At 69.8% G+C, this 15,727-nt stretch carries 13 protein-coding genes; 3 read left to right on the top strand and 10 right to left on the bottom strand.

The genetic code is table 11. The annotated features are described in order from the left end of the window. Positions 1 to 21: 21 nt before the first annotated feature. On the bottom strand, positions 22 to 648 hold the full coding sequence (locus tag SROS_RS06135; protein ID WP_012888020.1) for an AMIN-like domain-containing (lipo)protein: 627 nt from the start codon (positions 646 to 648) through the stop codon (positions 22 to 24). Positions 649 to 933: 285 nt separating this feature from the next. Further along, a complete protein-coding gene (locus SROS_RS06130; protein WP_012888019.1) occupies positions 934 to 2,385 on the bottom strand; it encodes an MFS transporter in 1,452 nt (483 codons plus the stop codon). A 60-nt stretch (positions 2,386 to 2,445) separates the two neighbouring features. On the opposite strand from SROS_RS06130, the gene SROS_RS06125 reads away from it, so the two are divergent. Continuing rightward, positions 2,446 to 2,892 carry a transcriptional regulator, SarA/Rot family gene (locus SROS_RS06125; protein WP_148268967.1) on the top strand — a complete coding sequence of 149 codons (447 nt, stop codon included), beginning with the start codon at positions 2,446 to 2,448 and terminating at the stop codon, positions 2,890 to 2,892. A gap of 227 nt (positions 2,893 to 3,119) precedes the next feature. Here SROS_RS06125 and SROS_RS06120 read toward each other — a convergent pair whose 3' ends face one another. From SROS_RS06120 to SROS_RS06090, 7 genes are all read right to left on the bottom strand, one after another. Beyond that, on the bottom strand, positions 3,120 to 4,400 hold the full coding sequence (locus tag SROS_RS06120; RefSeq protein WP_012888017.1) for a thymidine phosphorylase: 1,281 nt from the start codon (positions 4,398 to 4,400) through the stop codon (positions 3,120 to 3,122). A 2-nt stretch (positions 4,401 to 4,402) separates the two neighbouring features. Further along, positions 4,403 to 4,798: a cytidine deaminase gene (locus SROS_RS06115; RefSeq protein ID WP_012888016.1), complete on the bottom strand. Its 396-nt coding sequence runs from the start codon at positions 4,796 to 4,798 to the stop codon at positions 4,403 to 4,405. Positions 4,799 to 4,859: 61 nt separating this feature from the next. Continuing rightward, complete coding sequence (locus SROS_RS06110) at positions 4,860 to 6,131, bottom strand: ABC transporter permease (protein ID WP_012888015.1); 1,272 nt, start codon at positions 6,129 to 6,131, stop codon at positions 4,860 to 4,862. Between the two features lie 91 nt (positions 6,132 to 6,222). Continuing rightward, positions 6,223 to 7,374 (bottom strand): ABC transporter permease, encoded by a 1,152-nt coding sequence (locus SROS_RS06105; RefSeq protein WP_012888014.1) that lies wholly within the window; start codon positions 7,372 to 7,374, stop codon positions 6,223 to 6,225. A gap of 67 nt (positions 7,375 to 7,441) precedes the next feature. Next, on the bottom strand, positions 7,442 to 8,965 hold the full coding sequence (locus tag SROS_RS06100; protein WP_012888013.1) for an ABC transporter ATP-binding protein: 1,524 nt from the start codon (positions 8,963 to 8,965) through the stop codon (positions 7,442 to 7,444). 102 nt (positions 8,966 to 9,067) lie between these two features. Continuing rightward, positions 9,068 to 10,144 (bottom strand): BMP family lipoprotein, encoded by a 1,077-nt coding sequence (locus SROS_RS06095; RefSeq protein WP_012888012.1) that lies wholly within the window; start codon positions 10,142 to 10,144, stop codon positions 9,068 to 9,070. Positions 10,145 to 11,153: 1,009 nt separating this feature from the next. Next, on the bottom strand, positions 11,154 to 12,392 hold the full coding sequence (locus SROS_RS06090) for an amidohydrolase (protein ID WP_012888011.1): 1,239 nt from the start codon (positions 12,390 to 12,392) through the stop codon (positions 11,154 to 11,156). Positions 12,393 to 12,879: 487 nt separating this feature from the next. On the opposite strand from SROS_RS06090, the gene SROS_RS06085 reads away from it, so the two are divergent. Next, a complete protein-coding gene (locus SROS_RS06085) occupies positions 12,880 to 14,295 on the top strand; it encodes a peptide ligase PGM1-related protein (RefSeq protein ID WP_012888010.1) in 1,416 nt (471 codons plus the stop codon). Here SROS_RS06085 and SROS_RS06080 read toward each other — a convergent pair. Beyond that, positions 14,254 to 14,472, bottom strand: a complete 219-nt coding sequence (locus tag SROS_RS06080; protein ID WP_012888009.1) for an SCO4848 family membrane protein — start codon at positions 14,470 to 14,472, stop codon at positions 14,254 to 14,256. The two genes, SROS_RS06085 and SROS_RS06080, sit on opposite strands and share 42 nt — an antisense overlap. 94 nt (positions 14,473 to 14,566) lie before the next feature. Between SROS_RS06080 and SROS_RS06075 the strand changes: the two genes are divergently transcribed. After that, complete coding sequence (locus SROS_RS06075) at positions 14,567 to 15,670, top strand: D-alanyl-D-alanine carboxypeptidase family protein (protein ID WP_245564568.1); 1,104 nt, start codon at positions 14,567 to 14,569, stop codon at positions 15,668 to 15,670. Positions 15,671 to 15,727: the final 57 nt, after the last annotated feature.

Genomic DNA, 15,727 nt, shown 5'->3' with positions numbered 1-15,727 from the left:
CAGGCCAGTCTGTCATCGCTCTCAGTGCGCGACATCGATGACCAGCCGGTCCGGTTTCTTCTGTTCGATCACCCGGAAGGCCGCCTTGTGGTCGAGGACGATGCCCACGCCGACCACGGCCTCGAAGTCACCCGTCTTGACCACGTTCCGCACGTTGCCCAGCGCGGCCTGGAAGATCGGCCCGCCCGTCCAGGTCGGGCTGCCCGACTGGGTGTGCGCGCCGGCCGGGTGCATCGACACCTGGAGGTAGGCCCCGCCCCGGACGTCGATCGGCTCGCCCGACCCGTCCTGGACGAGCTCGGGCACCCATCGCACGCTGTATCCCGGCAGGCCGCCCTTCAGGTCGATCACCACCCGGTCGAATCCTCCGTGCTCGGCGAAGCGCACCCCGGTGACGGTCGGCGGCTCGTCGACGGCGTGTTCGACCTCGATCTCCTTGGTGCTCGTCGGCGGCTTGAGCCCGGCCTTCGAGGAGACGGAGGGCGAGGAGACGGGGGGTGAGGAGATCGGCGCGCTCGCCGTGACCGCGGCCCCCGGCGTGGCGGAGGACGGGGTCGCGGACTGCGTGACGGAGCCGCAGCCGGCCAGCAGGGCGAGGGGGACGAGCGCGAGAGGGACGAGGGTGCGGGGCACGACGATGCGGTTCATGGTGATCCTCCTACCGCATTAGATGCCCAGCACTTCGGAGAGGTTCACTCCGGCGGTCACATCCGCCATGGCCGGATCGTGACGTCGTGTCACGGTGCGAGTCAGGAGTCATGGCGGCAGGCGGACGCCGGGACGGGCGGTGCCGCGGCGCCCCTGCCGTCCGGCCTGGCCGGCGGCGACCCGCCTCCGGACACGGAGGCGCCGCCGCTGGAACCCCGGTGCCCAGCGGCGGCATGACTCGCGCCTCCCCCGGAGCCCAGGGCCCCGCAGGCGGCGCGAGTGCTGTCAGACGGTCTCCAGCACCTTCTCGTCCTCGATGGCGACGGCCGTACGGGGACGGCGGAGACCGGTGAGGGCGATCACCAGGCCGACCAGGCCGAGGATGCCGGAGACCGTGATCGCGGCGCGGAAGCCGTCGATCGGGTCGGCGCTCGTGGTCGAGGTGAGCACCGCCGTCACGACGGCCAGCACGACCGCGCCGCCGACCTGCCCGGAGGTGTTGAGCAGGCCGGAGGCCAGCCCCTGCTCGTCGTCCGCGACGCCGTTGGTGGCCTGGATGTTCAGTGACGGGAAGGACAGGGCGAAGGCGATGCCCAGCAGGACCATGCCGGGGATGATGAGGGTGGCCAGGCTGGGGGCGCCGTCCAGCCGCAGGAAGAAGGCGTATCCGGCGGCCAGCGCGGCCGAGCCGATCACGATCAGCCTGGCGGTGCCGAACCGGTCGGCCAGGCTGCCCATCTTGGTGGACGTCACGGCCACCAGCAGCCCGGCGGGCAGGAACGCCAGGGCGGTCTCCAGCGCCGACCAGTGCAGGAAGTTCTGGAAGTACTGCATGGCCACGAACTGGAAGCCGACGTAGGAGCCGAACAGGATCACCAGGCCGAGGTTGGCCCGGACGATCGGCCCCGAGCGCAGGATGCCGAGCCGTACCAGCGGGTGCTTGACCCTCTGCTCGGCCAGCACGAACACGACCAGCAGGGCCACGGCGGCGGCCAGGGTGGCGATCGTGCGGACCGACCCCCAGCCCACCTCGGGGGCCTCCACCACGGCGAACACCAGCAGCAGCATCGAGCCGGTGATGGTCGTCGCGCCGATGAGGTCGTAGCCGCCCTCGGCCCTCTCCTCGCGGCGCTTGGGCAGGAACTTCAGGGCCGCGACCAGGGCGATGATCGCGACGGGGACCGGCATGAGGAACGTCCAGCGCCAGCCGAGCTCGGTCAGGAATCCCGAGATGACCAGGCCCAGGGAGAAGCCGCTGGCGCCGGAGGCGGTGAAGATGCTGAGGGCCCTGTTGCGGGCCGGGCCCTCGGCGAAGGTCGTGGTGATGATGGACAGCGCGGCGGGGGCGGTGAAGGCGGCGCTGATTCCCTTGACGAAGCGGGCGGCGATCAGCAGCGTGCCGTCGCTGACCAGGCCGCCGAGCAGAGAGGCCACGGCGAAGACCGCCAGCGCGACCAGGAATACCCTGCGTCGCCCGAGCAGGTCGGCGGTGCGGCCCCCGAGCAGGAGCAGTCCGCCGTATCCGAGCACGTAGCCGCTGACCACCCACTGCAGCGAGGAGGTGGACAGCCCGAGGTCCGCCTGGATGGACGGCAGGGCGACACCCACCATCGAGACGTCGAGAGCGTCGAGGAACACGACAGCGCAGAGCACCGTGAGCGCGGCCCAGAGGCGCGCGTCCCAGCGCCCGTCGTTGGAGGAGGGGATCATGTCGGCCAACACTACATGCAGATGCATTTAATGCAACCGAATTTAATTCCCATGCATTTAATGTTCACGCATGGTAAGATCCGCGGCATGAGCGAGGAGTACGCCGTCCGCGCGTGGCGAGATGTGCTGGCCAAACATGCCGCGGCCGCCTGCGCGCTGGAGCGTGAGCTCTCCGAGAGACACCAGCTCGGGATGAGCGAGTTCGAGGTCCTGGAGCGGATGGTCGAGGGCGGCCGGGAGAGATACCGGGTCCAGGAGGTGGCCGACGCGGTCCACCTGAGCCAGAGTGCCTGCTCGCGGCTGATCGCCCGCCTGGAGAAGTCGGGACTGGTCTGCCGGGGAATGTGCGAGGACGACCGGCGGGGCGTCTTCGTGCTCATCACCGATGAGGGCCGCGAGCGTCACGCGGCGGCGCTGTCCACCCACCGCACCGTGCTGGCGGACATCTTCGAGCCCGGACAGCCCACACGCTCCGGGCAGCCCACACGGTGCGAGCAGTCCACACGGTCCGGGCGCGCCGCCGCCCAAGCCTGAACGCCCCGCCGCCCAAGCCTGAACGCCCCGCCGGCCGAGCGCGCCGCCCCCGGGCGGGCGCCAGGACGCCCCGGGATAACCCCGTGAGGCCGTCTCCCCCGTCCGGACAGGCTCAGCCGCCCCAGACTGCGCCACCGGCACCCGGACCCGTCTGCGGACCGTTCAGCCCCGCGGACAGCGCCGCCTCCCGGCCCTGCCGGGCGGGGAGGCGGTCCGTCGGGTGACGCTCAGGCGGTGATGCGGTCGATCACCAGCGGGAGCAGGCCGGGGTCGGCGGTCTCGCCGATCACGTAGGCGCCCTCCAGTGCGGCGAGCGCCCGCTCGAAGCGGGACGTCTCGTCGGCGTGCAGGGTCATCAGCGGCTGCCCCTCGCGGACCAGGTCGCCCGGCCTGGCGTGCAGCATGATGCCCGCGCCGAAGGACACCGGGTCCTCCTTGCGCTCCCGGCCCGCGCCGAGCCGCCAGGCGGCCAGGCCCACGCCGTACGCGTCGAGTCCGGCCAGCACCCCGGACGAGGGCGCGGTGATCTCCAGGGTCTCGGCGGCCTTCGGCAGCAGGGCATCCGGGTCGCCGCCCTGCGCGCTGATCATCCGGCGCCAGACGTCCATCGCCGAACCGTCCTTCAGCGCCTGCTCCGGGTCCTTGCCCCCGGACAGGCCCGCGGCCTGCAGCATCTCGCGCGCCAGCCGTACGGTCAGCTCGACCACGTCGTCGGGCCCGCCGCCGGCGAGCACCTCGACGGACTCGGCGACCTCCAGGGCGTTGCCCACGGCGCGGCCCAGCGGCCGGTCCATGGCGGTGAGCAGCGCGACGGTCTCGACACCGGCGTCGGTGCCCAGCTCGACCATGGTCGTGGCCAGCTCGCGGGCCCGCTCCACGGTCTTCATGAAGGCCCCGGAGCCGACCTTGACGTCCAGCACCAGCGCCCCGGTGCCCTCCGCGATCTTCTTCGACATGATCGAGGAGGCGATCAGCGGGATCGACTCGACGGTGCCGGTGACGTCGCGCAGCGCGTAGAGCTTCTTGTCGGCCGGGGCCAGCCCGTCACCCGCCGCGCAGATGACCGCGCCGGCCTCGCCGAGCACGTCGAGCATCTCCTGGTTGGACAGGGACGCCCGCCAGCCCGGAATGGACTCCAGTTTGTCCAGGGTGCCGCCGGTGTGGCCGAGTCCCCGGCCGGAGAGCTGGGGCACGTAGCCGCCGCACGCGGCGACCAGCGGGGCCAGCGGCAGCGTGATCTTGTCGCCGACACCGCCGGTGGAGTGCTTGTCGGTGGTACGGCCGGGCAGCGCCGACCAGTCCATCCGGGCCCCGGACCGGATCATGGCCTGGGTCCACTCGCCGATCTCCCGCCGGGTCATGCCGTTGAGCAGGATCGCCATCGCAAGGGAGGACATCTGCTCGTCGGCGACGACACCCTTGGTGTAGGCGTCGATCACCCAGTCGATCTGCTCGACGGACAGCTCCCGGCCGTCCCGCTTGGTGACGATGACGTCGATCGCGTCCATGCTCAAGCCCCCCGGCTCAGATCTTCGGGCCCGAAGGCGTACGGCAGGATCTCCGCCATCGGCTTGGGACCGTCCACGGTCTCCACGAGCAGCCCGGCACCGCCGAACTCGTACAGGAGCTGGCGGCACCGCCCGCACGGCATGAGCAGCTCCTCGTGCCCGTCCACGCAGGTGAAGGCGACCAGCCGGCCGCCGCCGGTGGCCTGCAGCGCGGACACCAGCCCGCACTCCGCGCACAGCCCGACGCCGTAGGAGGCGTTCTCCACGTTGCAGCCGGACACGATCCGGCCGTCGTCCACCAGCGCGGCGGCGCCGACGGGGAACTTGGAGTAGGGGGCGTAGGCGTTCGCCATGGCCCGTACGGCCTCCGCCTTGAGGGCTGCCCAGTCGATGTTCATCCGGTCCGTTCCGCTCGCGGACGCGCCGCGGACGACGTGTCCCTCGTCTTGCTCGATGTGATCACTTCGCCTGCCCCCTGCGGTACGACACACCGTTGGCGGCGGGCGGGCGGAGCCGCTGAGCCGCCAAGGACAGCACCAGCAGCGTGGTGATGTGCGGGGTGACGGAGGTGAACTGGGGTGGGATGGTGTCGGTCATGGCGAACATGACGAACACCGCGATCGCCGCGACACCGGTGATCAGGGCCGCCCTGGCGCGGTTCTGCCTGACGAGCTGGTAGACCGCCACGCCGGCGATCAGAACAGCCACCACCAGCAGCAGCGCGTGCACCGACTCACCGCCCCGGCGGAGCTGGAGCGCGTCGGTGTAGCCGAACAGCGTCGCACCGGCCGCCAGTCCGCCCGGCCGCCAGTTACCGAAGATCATGGCGGCGAGGCCGATGAAGCCGCGACCACCGGTCTGCCCCTCGCGGTAGGCGCTGGCGGCCACCAGGGACAGGAACGCGCCGCCGAGGCCGGCGAAGGCGCCGGAGACGATCACCGCGACGTACTTGTAGTAGTACACGTTGACGCCCAGCGACTCCGCCGCCACCGGGCGCTCGCCGCAGGAGCGCAGCCGCAGGCCGAACGCCGTGCGCCAGAGCACGTAGAACGTCAGCGGGATCAGCAGGATCGCCAGAATGGTGAAGAGCGAGACGTTCGTCGTCAGGCCCCGCAGGATGCCCGCCACGTCGGACAGCAGGAACCACTGCTTGGCCTCCAGCGTGGCCAGCGGATCTCCGATCCCCGGCAGGCTCACGGTGCCCGGCTTGGGCACGGGAGGTGACTGGGAGTCGCCGCCGCCCGGCATCTCGGCGAAGGTGACCTTGGACAGGAACTGGGTGACGCCCAGGCCCAGGATGTTGATCGCGACGCCGGAGATGATGTGGTCCACCCCGAACGTCACCGTGGCGATCGCGTGCAGCAGGCCACCGAGGGCCCCACCGATCGCACCTGCGATGACGCCCGCCCAGGGGTTGGCGAAGTGGATCGCCCCCCAGGCGCCGAACCAGGTGCCCAGGATCATCATGCCTTCAAGGCCGATGTTGACCACGCCGGCCCGTTCGGCCCACAGTCCGCCGAGCCCGGCCAGGCCGATCGGTACGGCCAGCGCGACGGCCGCGTTGATCGCACCCGCCGAGGTGAGGTCGACGGCGCCGGTGACGGCCCGGGCGAAGGACAGCAGGACGACGAGCCCGCCCAGGGCGAGCAGGAGGACCTGCCAGGTGAGCTTGAACTTGACGGGCTTCGTAGGCTCCTCCAGCGGAGCCTCCGCCAGGGTCACAGCGCTCACTGGTCGCTCACCGCTTCTTGCTCCTCACACGGCACGTTCGTACCTCGCGACCCGCTCCACTTGCTCCGGCGGGCTCGCTGCGCGCCTTCGCTCATGCTGACGCTCCTTCAGCCTGGGCCGGGGTCCCGCTCGCCAGTTCCTTGCTCGCCCGGCGTTGCCCGGCTGCGACGCGGTAACGGTGAACCAGTTCGTAGGCGATGATGACCGAGAGCACGATCGTGCCCTGCATGATGATGACGATCTCCGGGGAGATCTCGTGCAGCTGCAGGATGCCCGACGAGGTGTCGAGGAAGGCCCACAGCAGGGCGCCGAAGGCGATGCCGACGGGATGGTTACGGCCGAGCAGCGCGATCGCGATGCCGGTGAAGCCCAGCCCCGTGGGGAAGTCCAGGCTGTAGCTGTAGGAGGCGCCGAGCAACTGGGGCATGCCGACCAGGCCCGCCATCGCGCCGGACAGGATCATCGCGAGGAGGATCATCTTCTTGACGTTGACACCGCTGGCCACCGCGGCCGACTCGGAGCGGCCGGTGGCGCGCAGCTCGAAGCCGAAGCGGGTCCGGTTGAGCAGCACGTAGTACAGGATCCCCATGACGATCGCCAGGACGATGAGACCGAACACCTTGGCTTCGGTGCCGGGGATGATCGCCATGCCGGGCACCCTGCCGGACTCGGCGATCGGCTTGGTGCCGATGTTGTTGCTGCCCGAGACCTCGACCGCGAAACGATCCTTGTGGAGCAGCCAGGCACCGAGTGCGGTGGCGATGGCGTTCAGCATGATCGTGGAGATGACCTCGCTGACGCCGCGCTTGACCCTGAGCAGGCCCGCGATGGACGCCCATCCCGCGCCGACCACCATGGCGACGAAGATGACGAGGGCGATGTGCAGCGGGGCGGGCAGGACGACCGCACCGCCCACGGCCGCCGCGACGAGCGCCGCCAGGCGGTACTGGCCGTCGACGCCGATGTTGAACAGGTTCATCCGGAACCCGATCGCCACCGCCAGCGCGGACAGGTAGTAGGTCGTCGCGGAGTTCAGGGTCAACACGATCGAGCGCGGCTGCACGCCGTAGTCGACCATGGTGCCCAGCGTCTCCAGGGGCGGGTCACCCGTGACCAGCAGGACGATCGAGGTGACCAGCCCGGCGAACACGATGGCGAGGAGCGGCGCGGCGAGCGAGAGCAGGCCGCCGAGCCGGACCCGGCCGAGCAGCCGGTCGGCGAAGCTCGACTCCGCGGGGCTCATGCGATCACCCGGGCCGTCGTTGCCGCGTACGCGGGCAACGCGCTCGCTCCATGAGCTGCGTGGATGTTCATGCCGCCTCTCCAGCACCGGTCATGGCCGACCCGAGCTGCTCGGGCGTCACCGTCCGCGGGTCCACGTCCGCGACGATGCGACCGCGCAGAATCACCTTCAGTGTGTCCGACAGGCCGATGAGCTCGTCCAGATCCGCCGAGATCAGCAGTACGGCCAGGCCCGCGGCGCGGGCGGCCCGCAGGTGGTCCCAGATCGCGGCCTGGGCACCGACGTCCACACCGCGCGTCGGGTGGGAGGCGATCAGGAAGGCGGGCTCCCCGCTCATCTCGCGGCCGACGATCAGCTTCTGCTGGTTGCCGCCGGACAGGGCCGCGGCGTCCACGTCGATGCCGGGCGTCCGGACGTCGTACTCCTCGACGATGCGCTGAGTGTCCTTGCGGGCGCCCGCGCGGTCGATCCAGGGGCCCTTGACGTTGGGCCGCCGCGTCTGGTGGCCGAGGATCCGGTTCTCCCAGAGCGGGGCCTCAAGCAGCAGGCCGTGCCGGTGGCGGTCCTCGGGGATGTAGCCGATGCCGGCCTCGCGGCGGCGCAGCGTCGACCACGCGGAGATGTCGTGCTCGCTGAGGCGGATCTCACCCTCGGCGGCGCGCATGCCCATGATGGCCTCGACCAGCTCGGCCTGGCCGTTGCCCTCGACACCGGCGATGCCGAGCACCTCGCCCCTGCGGATCTCGAAACTGACGTCGTCCACGATGCAGCGGTCCTCCGCCGAGTGGACGGCCAGGCCGCGCACCGACAGCGCCACCACGTCGGTGACCGTGGACTCGCGGGTCTCCGGGCTGGGCAGCTCGCTGCCGACCATGAGCTCGGCCAGTTGCCTGGCGGTCACGCCCCGGGGGGACACGCTGGCCACGGTCGTGCCGCGCCGGATGACGGTGATGGCGTCTGCGACCGCGAGCACCTCGTCCAGCTTGTGCGAGATGAAGATGATCGTGAGGCCCTCGCGGACCAGCTCGCGCAGGTTGTCGAAGAGCTCGTCGACCTCCTGCGGCACGAGCACGGCGGTCGGCTCGTCGAGGATGAGGATCCGGGCGCCGCGGTAGAGGACCTTCAGGATCTCCACCCGCTGCCGGGCGCCGACGCCCAGGTCCTCGACCGTGGCGTCGGGGTCGACGCCGAGACCGTAGGAGTCGGAGATCTGCCTGATCTTCTTGCGGGCGGCACCGAAGTTGATCGCGACCCCGCCGCTGCGAGGCTCGCTGCCGAGAATCACGTTCTCCAGCACGGTGAGGTTGTCGGCCAGCATGAAGTGCTGGTGGACCATGCCGACGCCTGCCGCGATCGCGTCCGCCGGGGTTCGAAAGCTTGTGACCGTTCCGTTGACGCGGATCTCGCCCTCGTCGGGACGCTGCATGCCGTACAAGATCTTCATGAGGGTGGACTTGCCCGCGCCGTTCTCGCCGACGACGGCATGCACGTGCCCCTGCTGCACAGATAGGGAGATGTCGCGGTTGGCCACGACGCCGGGGAATCGTTTCGTGATCCCCTCGAGTTCGACGGCCGGGGTCGAGGTGCTGATGACGGCCTCCTCCGCACAGGTGGCCCTGATTACGGAACGTGATGGGGAAAGTTGACCGAAGGGCCCGGGGAATTGTCCGCCGGGCCCTTCATTAGTACCAGCTCAGGAGGTCTTGTCCGGCACGGTGATCTCGCCGGAAATGATCTTCTGCTTGTACTCGTCGAGCTTGGCCTTGATGTCGTCGACCTGGCCACCGGTGGTGGAGTAGTCGACGCCTCCGGCCTTGAGGTCGTAGACCTGGGGGCCGGCCTTCACCGCACCGGTGCTGAAGCTCTTCAGGAAGTCGAAGACGGCGACGTCGACCTTCTTGATCATGGAGGTCACGATCACGCTCTGCACGTCGGCGGCCGCGGTCTTGGCCTGGTCGGAGTCGACACCGATGGCCAGGCCCTTGGCGGCCTTCGCGGCCTCGAACACGCCGCCGCCGGAGCCGCCGGCGGCGTGGTAGACCACGTCGGCGCCCGCGTCGAACATGCCCGTGGCCGCCGTCTTGCCCTTGGCCGGGTCGTTGAAGCCGCTGAACTCCGGCGGCTGGCTCAGGTAGTTCACGTCGATCTTGACGTCGGCCTTGACGGCCTTGGCCCCGGCGACGAACCCCGCCTCGAACTTCTTGATCAGGGGGACCTCGACGCCGCCGACGAAGCCCACGTGGTTCTTCTTCGACTTCAGCGCCGCGGCGGCGCCGATGAGGAAGGAGCCCTCGTGCTCGGCGAAGAGCAGATTGGAGATGTTGGCGCCCGTCGCGGCGGCGTCGTCGACGATCGCGAACTTGACGTCCGGGAACTCGGCGGCGACCTTCTTCACCGGCCCGGAGTAGGCGAAGCCGATGGCGACGATCGGGTTGTAGCCGCCGGAGGCGAGCAGGCGCAGCCGCTCCTCCTTGGCCGCCTCGGTCTCGCCGTTGCTGGCCTCGATCTCCTTGGCCTCGGCCAGGCCGAGCTCGGGCTTGGCCTTGTCCAGGCCGGCGGCGGCGGCGTCGTTGAACGACTGGTCGCCACGGCCGCCGATGTCATAGGCGAGACCGACCTTCGCGCCCGCCGCGGCGGGGGCGGCACTGCTGGCGCCCTCGCTCGGCTTGGCCGTCGTGGCCGGCTCGCTTCCACCACACGCCGCGGCTCCCATGAGCATGCTGCCCGTCAGTGCCGTCGCCGCCAGCTTGCCGAATCGGTTCTGAAGCAAGATGGACCCCCTTCGCGTTTCAGTGCACGCGCGAAGAGACGCACGGCAACCCTGCACGGAAGATAGTTGGTCGACCAGAGTTGACCAAACCAGCACATGGGTCTGAAACAGGTCTGTTATGCAGCTCAGGCCACCTTGTGACACACGAGGGCGACCGATCCTACCCGTCGGTAGCGTCGACCGCTGTCACAGTACGGCGATCGATCACAAACGATCTTCTCTTGGGACCGTCGGCGCGCACGGGCCGACACGGTGCGTGAGGCGGATGAACGGACCGGCCGATCACCGATGGCGCCCCGGCGGGAGAAACCGGAGCGGCGTCTTTACGCTCCAAGGACTTGCAAATCCCATCCGAGCCGGCAGCCGACCACCGCGACCGCCGCCGCCGAAAGCGCCCGATTAACCACTGAGAACATTTGACATCTCCCGTTTCTCGCGGCACCCCGCGGAGCAACACGGCCCTTCCGGACCGACCACGCCGCACATTCGCGATCCATTCCGGGAGCGGAGCAAGACCCCGGCGAATTGTCGTTCCGCCCGACTCTCCGAGGTGGCCCCCGCGTGGCGCCGCGGCCGGATCCCCCGATCGCCTCGGCTCGGCCTCCGCGCCCGCTCACACGTTTGACGTGCGGACCGGGATGGATCCCTGACGTGCCGGGGCCCTGCGGACGGAGAGTGCGACTCCCGTCCCCTCGTCATCGGACCGGAGCCCGGCCCATCGCATACCGAAGGTGCCGCGGAGGCCGCGGCGTGACACGGAACAGCGCGAAAGATCGGGCTGAACCCTGCATTCCATTAAGGCTGCGGTTATGCCAAACGATCTCATGCTTGGTATTGACGACGTCCGCCCGGCCGTTGAAGGAGCAACGCGCACTCGCCGTCTGCCCCTTGCTTATCCAATTACCATAATGACTCTGGTATTGCCGGTGCTTGAGCACAGAGCCGAAACTCGAACCGCCGCGACGCCTGGCGTCCGTCCTCGGGTCGGAGCCGTCCGGGCTCCGACCCTTCAGAGCATCGCGATGCCCGCGACCGGTTCGGGCGAGCTGAGACGCCGCCCCTCCCAGAGAGCGGTCAGCGCGGTCGCCGCCAGGAACCGCACGCCGGTGCCGATGCAGGTCTCGTCCACGTCGAAGGTGCCCTGGTGGATGTCGGCCAGGTGGACCGAGCCCGGCTTGCGGGTGCCCAGCCGGGCATAGGCCCCGGGGATGGACTCCAGGTACCAGCCGAAGTCCTCGCCGCCGAGGCTCTGCTGCGTCGGCACGGGAGCACCCTCACCGAGCACGCCCACCGCGGCCTCGGTCAGCATCTGCACGCTGACCTCGTCGTTGACCACCGGCGGCACGCCGCGGGCGTAGTCCATCCGGGCCTCGACGCCGTAGGCACCCGCGACCGAGTCGAGCAGCTCCTTGATCAGGTCGGGGGCCGCGTGCCAGGCATCCTCGTCCAGGCAGCGCACGGTGCCCTCGGCGACCCCGTCGTCCGGGATCGCGTTGGCCACCGAGCCCGCCTCGACCCGGCCCCAGACCAGGCTCAGCGACGAGCGCGGGTCCACCCGGCGCGAGAGCCCGGCCGGCAGCTCCGTGAGGATCTTGGCGAGGGCGAAGACCAGATCGGCGGTGAGATGGGGCCGGGCGGTGTGCCCGCCGGGGCCGCTCACCCGGATCGAGACCCTGTCGCAGGCGGAGGTGATCGGCCCGGTCTTCAGGCCCACCTTGCCGACGTCCACCCGGGGGTCGCAGTGCAGGCCGAAGATCCGGTCGACGCCGCTGATGCCGCCCGAGGCCATGACCTCCAGCGCCCCGCCGGGAAGCTCCTCGGCGGGCTGGAAGATCAGCCGGACCCGGCCGGGCAGCAGCCCGGCCGCCGCCTGCTGGGCGAGGAAGAGCGCGGTGCCGACCAGGATGGTGGTGTGCACGTCGTGACCGCAGGCGTGGCAGACGCCGGGGACGGTGGAGCTGTAGGGCACGTCCTTCTCGTCCGGCACGGGCAGCGCGTCGATGTCGGCCCGCAGCGCCACGGTCGGCCCGTCACCGCTGCCGACCTCGCAGATCAGGCCGGTGCCACGCGGCAGGATCGAGGGCACGAGACCGGCGGCCGTCAGGCGGTCGGCGACGCGCTGCGTCGTGCGGTATTCGGCGAACGCGAGCTCGGGGTGCATGTGCAGGTCACGACGGAAGTCGATCAGTTCCTGCTCACGCCCGGCGAGGAACGTGTCGAGTTCTCCCCGAAAATTACGCCCCCGCATTGGTCACCGTCCTATCCGCGCCAGCGGCCTGAATCCTCGACGCACCGTGCCACTGCCCAGAATCACGTGATCCATGAGACAGCCCGAAAAAAAGTGATCGCCGCACCGATGGGCCGGGGTGGGTGACATGGGCCACGCCAGTGCGACTGATGAACCGTCGGCACAGGAGCGGCGGACCAGTGTGAGGCCACCGGGCGTGCTGACGATGACATCGACTTTATCTCTCCTCCACGGCCCCTCGCCGACATCTGAGCCAAATGTTTTGCCGTCCCATCCCCTACTCCTGTGACTCCTGACCCACACGGACCAGAGGCGATGGCCCGGATGGGCTAGGGGTGGTAGCCGTACCGGGTGGCGCCGCGGCGGCGATGGCCGCTTCCGGCCCTGTTGAAACATCGGCGACCTGGCAATTTACGTGACCTCAGGTGCCAGTCATCGAACCCGAGGGAGTGATGCAAACCGGAAGAATGCGTGCTTCACTCCGCATATGATCACTAATATCCCGTTCGGGGAGAAGCATTCCAGATTAAGCATCTTCGAACCGAACGAGGGGACCCTGGTGGTCATCCCGTCACTCTCGCTTCCCCAGGACGAGCTGCGCAGGATCACCGGCGCCCTGTGCTACGAGGAGCGGCTGCTGTTCCTCCTGCTCACCCTCAGGCAGCCGGACGTCGAAGTCGTCTACCTGTCCTCCGTTCCGGTGGACACCGCGATCGTGGACTACTACCTGGGCTTCCTCGACGACCCCGACGAGGCGCGCACCCGCCTGCAAATGATCAGTTTGGACGAGCCGCGCACGGGGCCGCTCACCATGTCGCTGCTGCACCGCCCGGATGTCATCGCGCGGATCCGCGCGGCGCTCGGCCGTACGGCGGGCGCCTGGATGGTGCCGTTCGTGGTCAGTGAGGCCGAGGAGCGGCTCGCCGAGATCCTCGGCCTGCCGATCTACGGCCCGGCCACCTCGCTGGCCCACCTCGGGTCCAAGAGCGGCGGACGCATGATCGCCGAGGAGGCGGGGGTGCCGATGGCCCGGGGCTTCGCCGACCTGCGGTCGCTGACCGAGGTGGAGCACGCGGCCCGCGCGCTGAGCCCCAGGTCCAAGCTGATGGTCAAGCTCAACAACAGCTACTCCGGGCTGGGCAACGCCGTCGTGATCAAGGACGAGCGGCCGCTCACCGCCTGCCACACGAGCTTCTCGGCGGCGGACGAGAACTGGACGACGTTCGCCGAGAAGATCGCCGAGCGGGGCGCGGTGATCGAGGAGTTCATCGAGGACCGGCCGCTGCACTCCCCCAGCGCCCTGGCCAGGATCACCCCCGGCGGCGCCTATGACGTGGTCGCCACCCACGAGCAGCTTCTCGGCGGCCCGAACGGCGACCTCTACCAGGGCTGCGCCTTCCCCGCCCGGCCGGAGTACCGGGCCCAGGTGGGCGAGTGCGCCGAGCGGATCGCCCGGGTCCTCGCGGGCCGGGGCGTGGTGGGCCTGTTCGGCATGGACTTCTTCGCCGTCAAGACCGACGCCGGCTACCGGGCCCTGCTGTGCGAGATCAACCTGCGGATCGGGGGCACCACGCACCCGTTCGGCGCCGCCCTGCTCACCACCGGCGCCTCCTACGATCCCGGCACCGGCACGCTCGTGCACGGCGGCCGGTCGAAGTACTACGTGGCGACCGACAACTGCACCGCCGCCTGCCTGCGGGGCCGTACGCCCGCGGAGGTCGTCAAGCTGATCGACGACAGGGGTCTCGGCTTCGACCGCGAGGCCCGCACGGGCAACGTGCTGCACCTGCTCGGCGCGGTCCCGGAGTACGGCAAGCTCGGTTTCACCAGCATCGGCGACTCGGCCGAGGAGGCCGCCGAGCTACACCGGAGGACCCTGCGGGCGCTTAACCAGTCCGCGTAGGCCGATCACGCCCAGCACGATCGCCAGGATGATGTTCACGGCGACCAGGATGCCGTGCACCACGTAGAAGGCCGTCGGGTGACCGTCCGCGAGGTTGAAGCCGAGGTTGACCCACTCGAAGATCATGAAGGCGGCGAGGGCGACCAGGAATCCGGCGATCTTTCGCGACATTTGCATGACATCAGTATTCCGTTGCCTGTTCTGTCCCCAGGTCAGCGTGTGGGTCACCGCATACGAATCGGCACGAAGCTACCCTGAGATCACTATGGGGATGAAATACGTCGCGCCCGTCGGGGTGCTGCTCGCGGCGACCACCTTCCTGGGCGTTTCCGCGCATGCCGAGAACGGGCCGGTCGGCGGCAAGGATCTCGGCGGCCGGGGCCTCGTCAGCCCGGCGGGAGTGAAGGCGCCGCCGAAGACGGCCGCCAAGTCCTACGTGGTCGCGGACGCCGAAACCGGGGAGGTGCTCGCCGCCAAGGACCCCCACGGGCGCTACCTCCCGGCGAGCACGCTCAAGGCCCTGACCGCGCTCACTCTCATCCCCAAGCTCGACAAGGACCTGAAGGTCAAGCCGAGCAGCCGTGCCGTGAACGAGGAGGGCAGCGCCGTCGGCCTGGTCTCCAAGCCCATCTACACCGTGGACGACCTGTTCAAGGCGTTGATGCTGGTCTCGGGGAACGACTGCGCGATGGCGCTGGCCGAGGCCAACGGCGGTCTGGCCAAGACGCTGCGGGACATGAACACCGAGGCTCAGCGGCTCCAGGCCTTCGACACGGTGGCCAAGACACCGAGCGGGCTGGACAAGCCGGGCCAGAGCAGCTCCGCCTACGACCTGGCGCTGATCGCCCGGGCCGGGCTGGCCAATGACGATTTCCAGCGATATATCAGCACGAAGGTCGATAAGTTTCCCGCCCCCAAGGGCTACTACGAGATCGGCAACCACAACAAGCTGCTCTGGCGCTACAAGGGCATGATCGGCGTCAAGAACGGCTGGACCTCCAAGGCCCTGGGCAGCTTCGTCGGCGCGGCCAGGCGGAACGGCCACACCATCATCGTGTCGGTCATGCGGCACGAGGGTTACTTCTGGGACGAGGTCGCCGACCTGCTCGACTGGGGCTTCGCCACCCGCGGCAAGGCCGTCCCGGTCGGCCGGCTGGTGGACCCGCTCCCCGCACCCGCCCCCCTGCCGACCGGCCCGGCCACCCCGCTCGCCACCCCCACGCGTCCGGTGACGTCGGCGTCCCCCGCCGGCGACGCCGCGGGAGCCGCGTCCGGCTCCGGCGGGATCCCCGCCGTGGGCCTCTACGCGCTGGGCGCGGGCCTGCTCGGCGGCGTGATCTGGCTGGTGTACGGCATCCGCAGACGGTCCCGCTAGACCTGTCCCCGCCTGTCCCGGTGGGGCGGGCGGGAAGCACGGCCGCCCACCCGCAGG

Origin of the sequence: Streptosporangium roseum DSM 43021 (assembly GCF_000024865.1) — a bacterium.
Classification (GTDB): Bacteria; Actinomycetota; Actinomycetes; order Streptosporangiales; family Streptosporangiaceae; genus Streptosporangium; species Streptosporangium roseum.
This window is presented reverse-complemented; position numbering and strand designations above follow the sequence as displayed.

What these genes read in the sequence shown, in the direction of transcription:
- SROS_RS06075 (WP_245564568.1), top strand. Translation starts at nt 14,567, where the DNA reads ATGAAATACGTCGCGCCCGTCGGGGTGCTGCTCGCGGCGACCACCTTC.
- SROS_RS06080 (WP_012888009.1), bottom strand. Translation starts at nt 14,472, where the DNA reads ATGCAAATGTCGCGAAAGATCGCCGGATTCCTGGTCGCCCTCGCCGCC.
- SROS_RS06090 (WP_012888011.1), bottom strand. Translation starts at nt 12,392, where the DNA reads ATGCGGGGGCGTAATTTTCGGGGAGAACTCGACACGTTCCTCGCCGGG.
- SROS_RS06130 (WP_012888019.1), bottom strand. Translation starts at nt 2,385, where the DNA reads ATGCATCTGCATGTAGTGTTGGCCGACATGATCCCCTCCTCCAACGAC.
- SROS_RS06085 (WP_012888010.1), top strand. Translation starts at nt 12,880, where the DNA reads ATGATCACTAATATCCCGTTCGGGGAGAAGCATTCCAGATTAAGCATC.
- SROS_RS06125 (WP_148268967.1), top strand. Translation starts at nt 2,446, where the DNA reads ATGAGCGAGGAGTACGCCGTCCGCGCGTGGCGAGATGTGCTGGCCAAA.
- SROS_RS06115 (WP_012888016.1), bottom strand. Translation starts at nt 4,798, where the DNA reads ATGAACATCGACTGGGCAGCCCTCAAGGCGGAGGCCGTACGGGCCATG.
- SROS_RS06105 (WP_012888014.1), bottom strand. Translation starts at nt 7,374, where the DNA reads ATGAGCCCCGCGGAGTCGAGCTTCGCCGACCGGCTGCTCGGCCGGGTC.
- SROS_RS06135 (WP_012888020.1), bottom strand. Translation starts at nt 648, where the DNA reads ATGAACCGCATCGTCGTGCCCCGCACCCTCGTCCCTCTCGCGCTCGTC.
- SROS_RS06120 (WP_012888017.1), bottom strand. Translation starts at nt 4,400, where the DNA reads ATGGACGCGATCGACGTCATCGTCACCAAGCGGGACGGCCGGGAGCTG.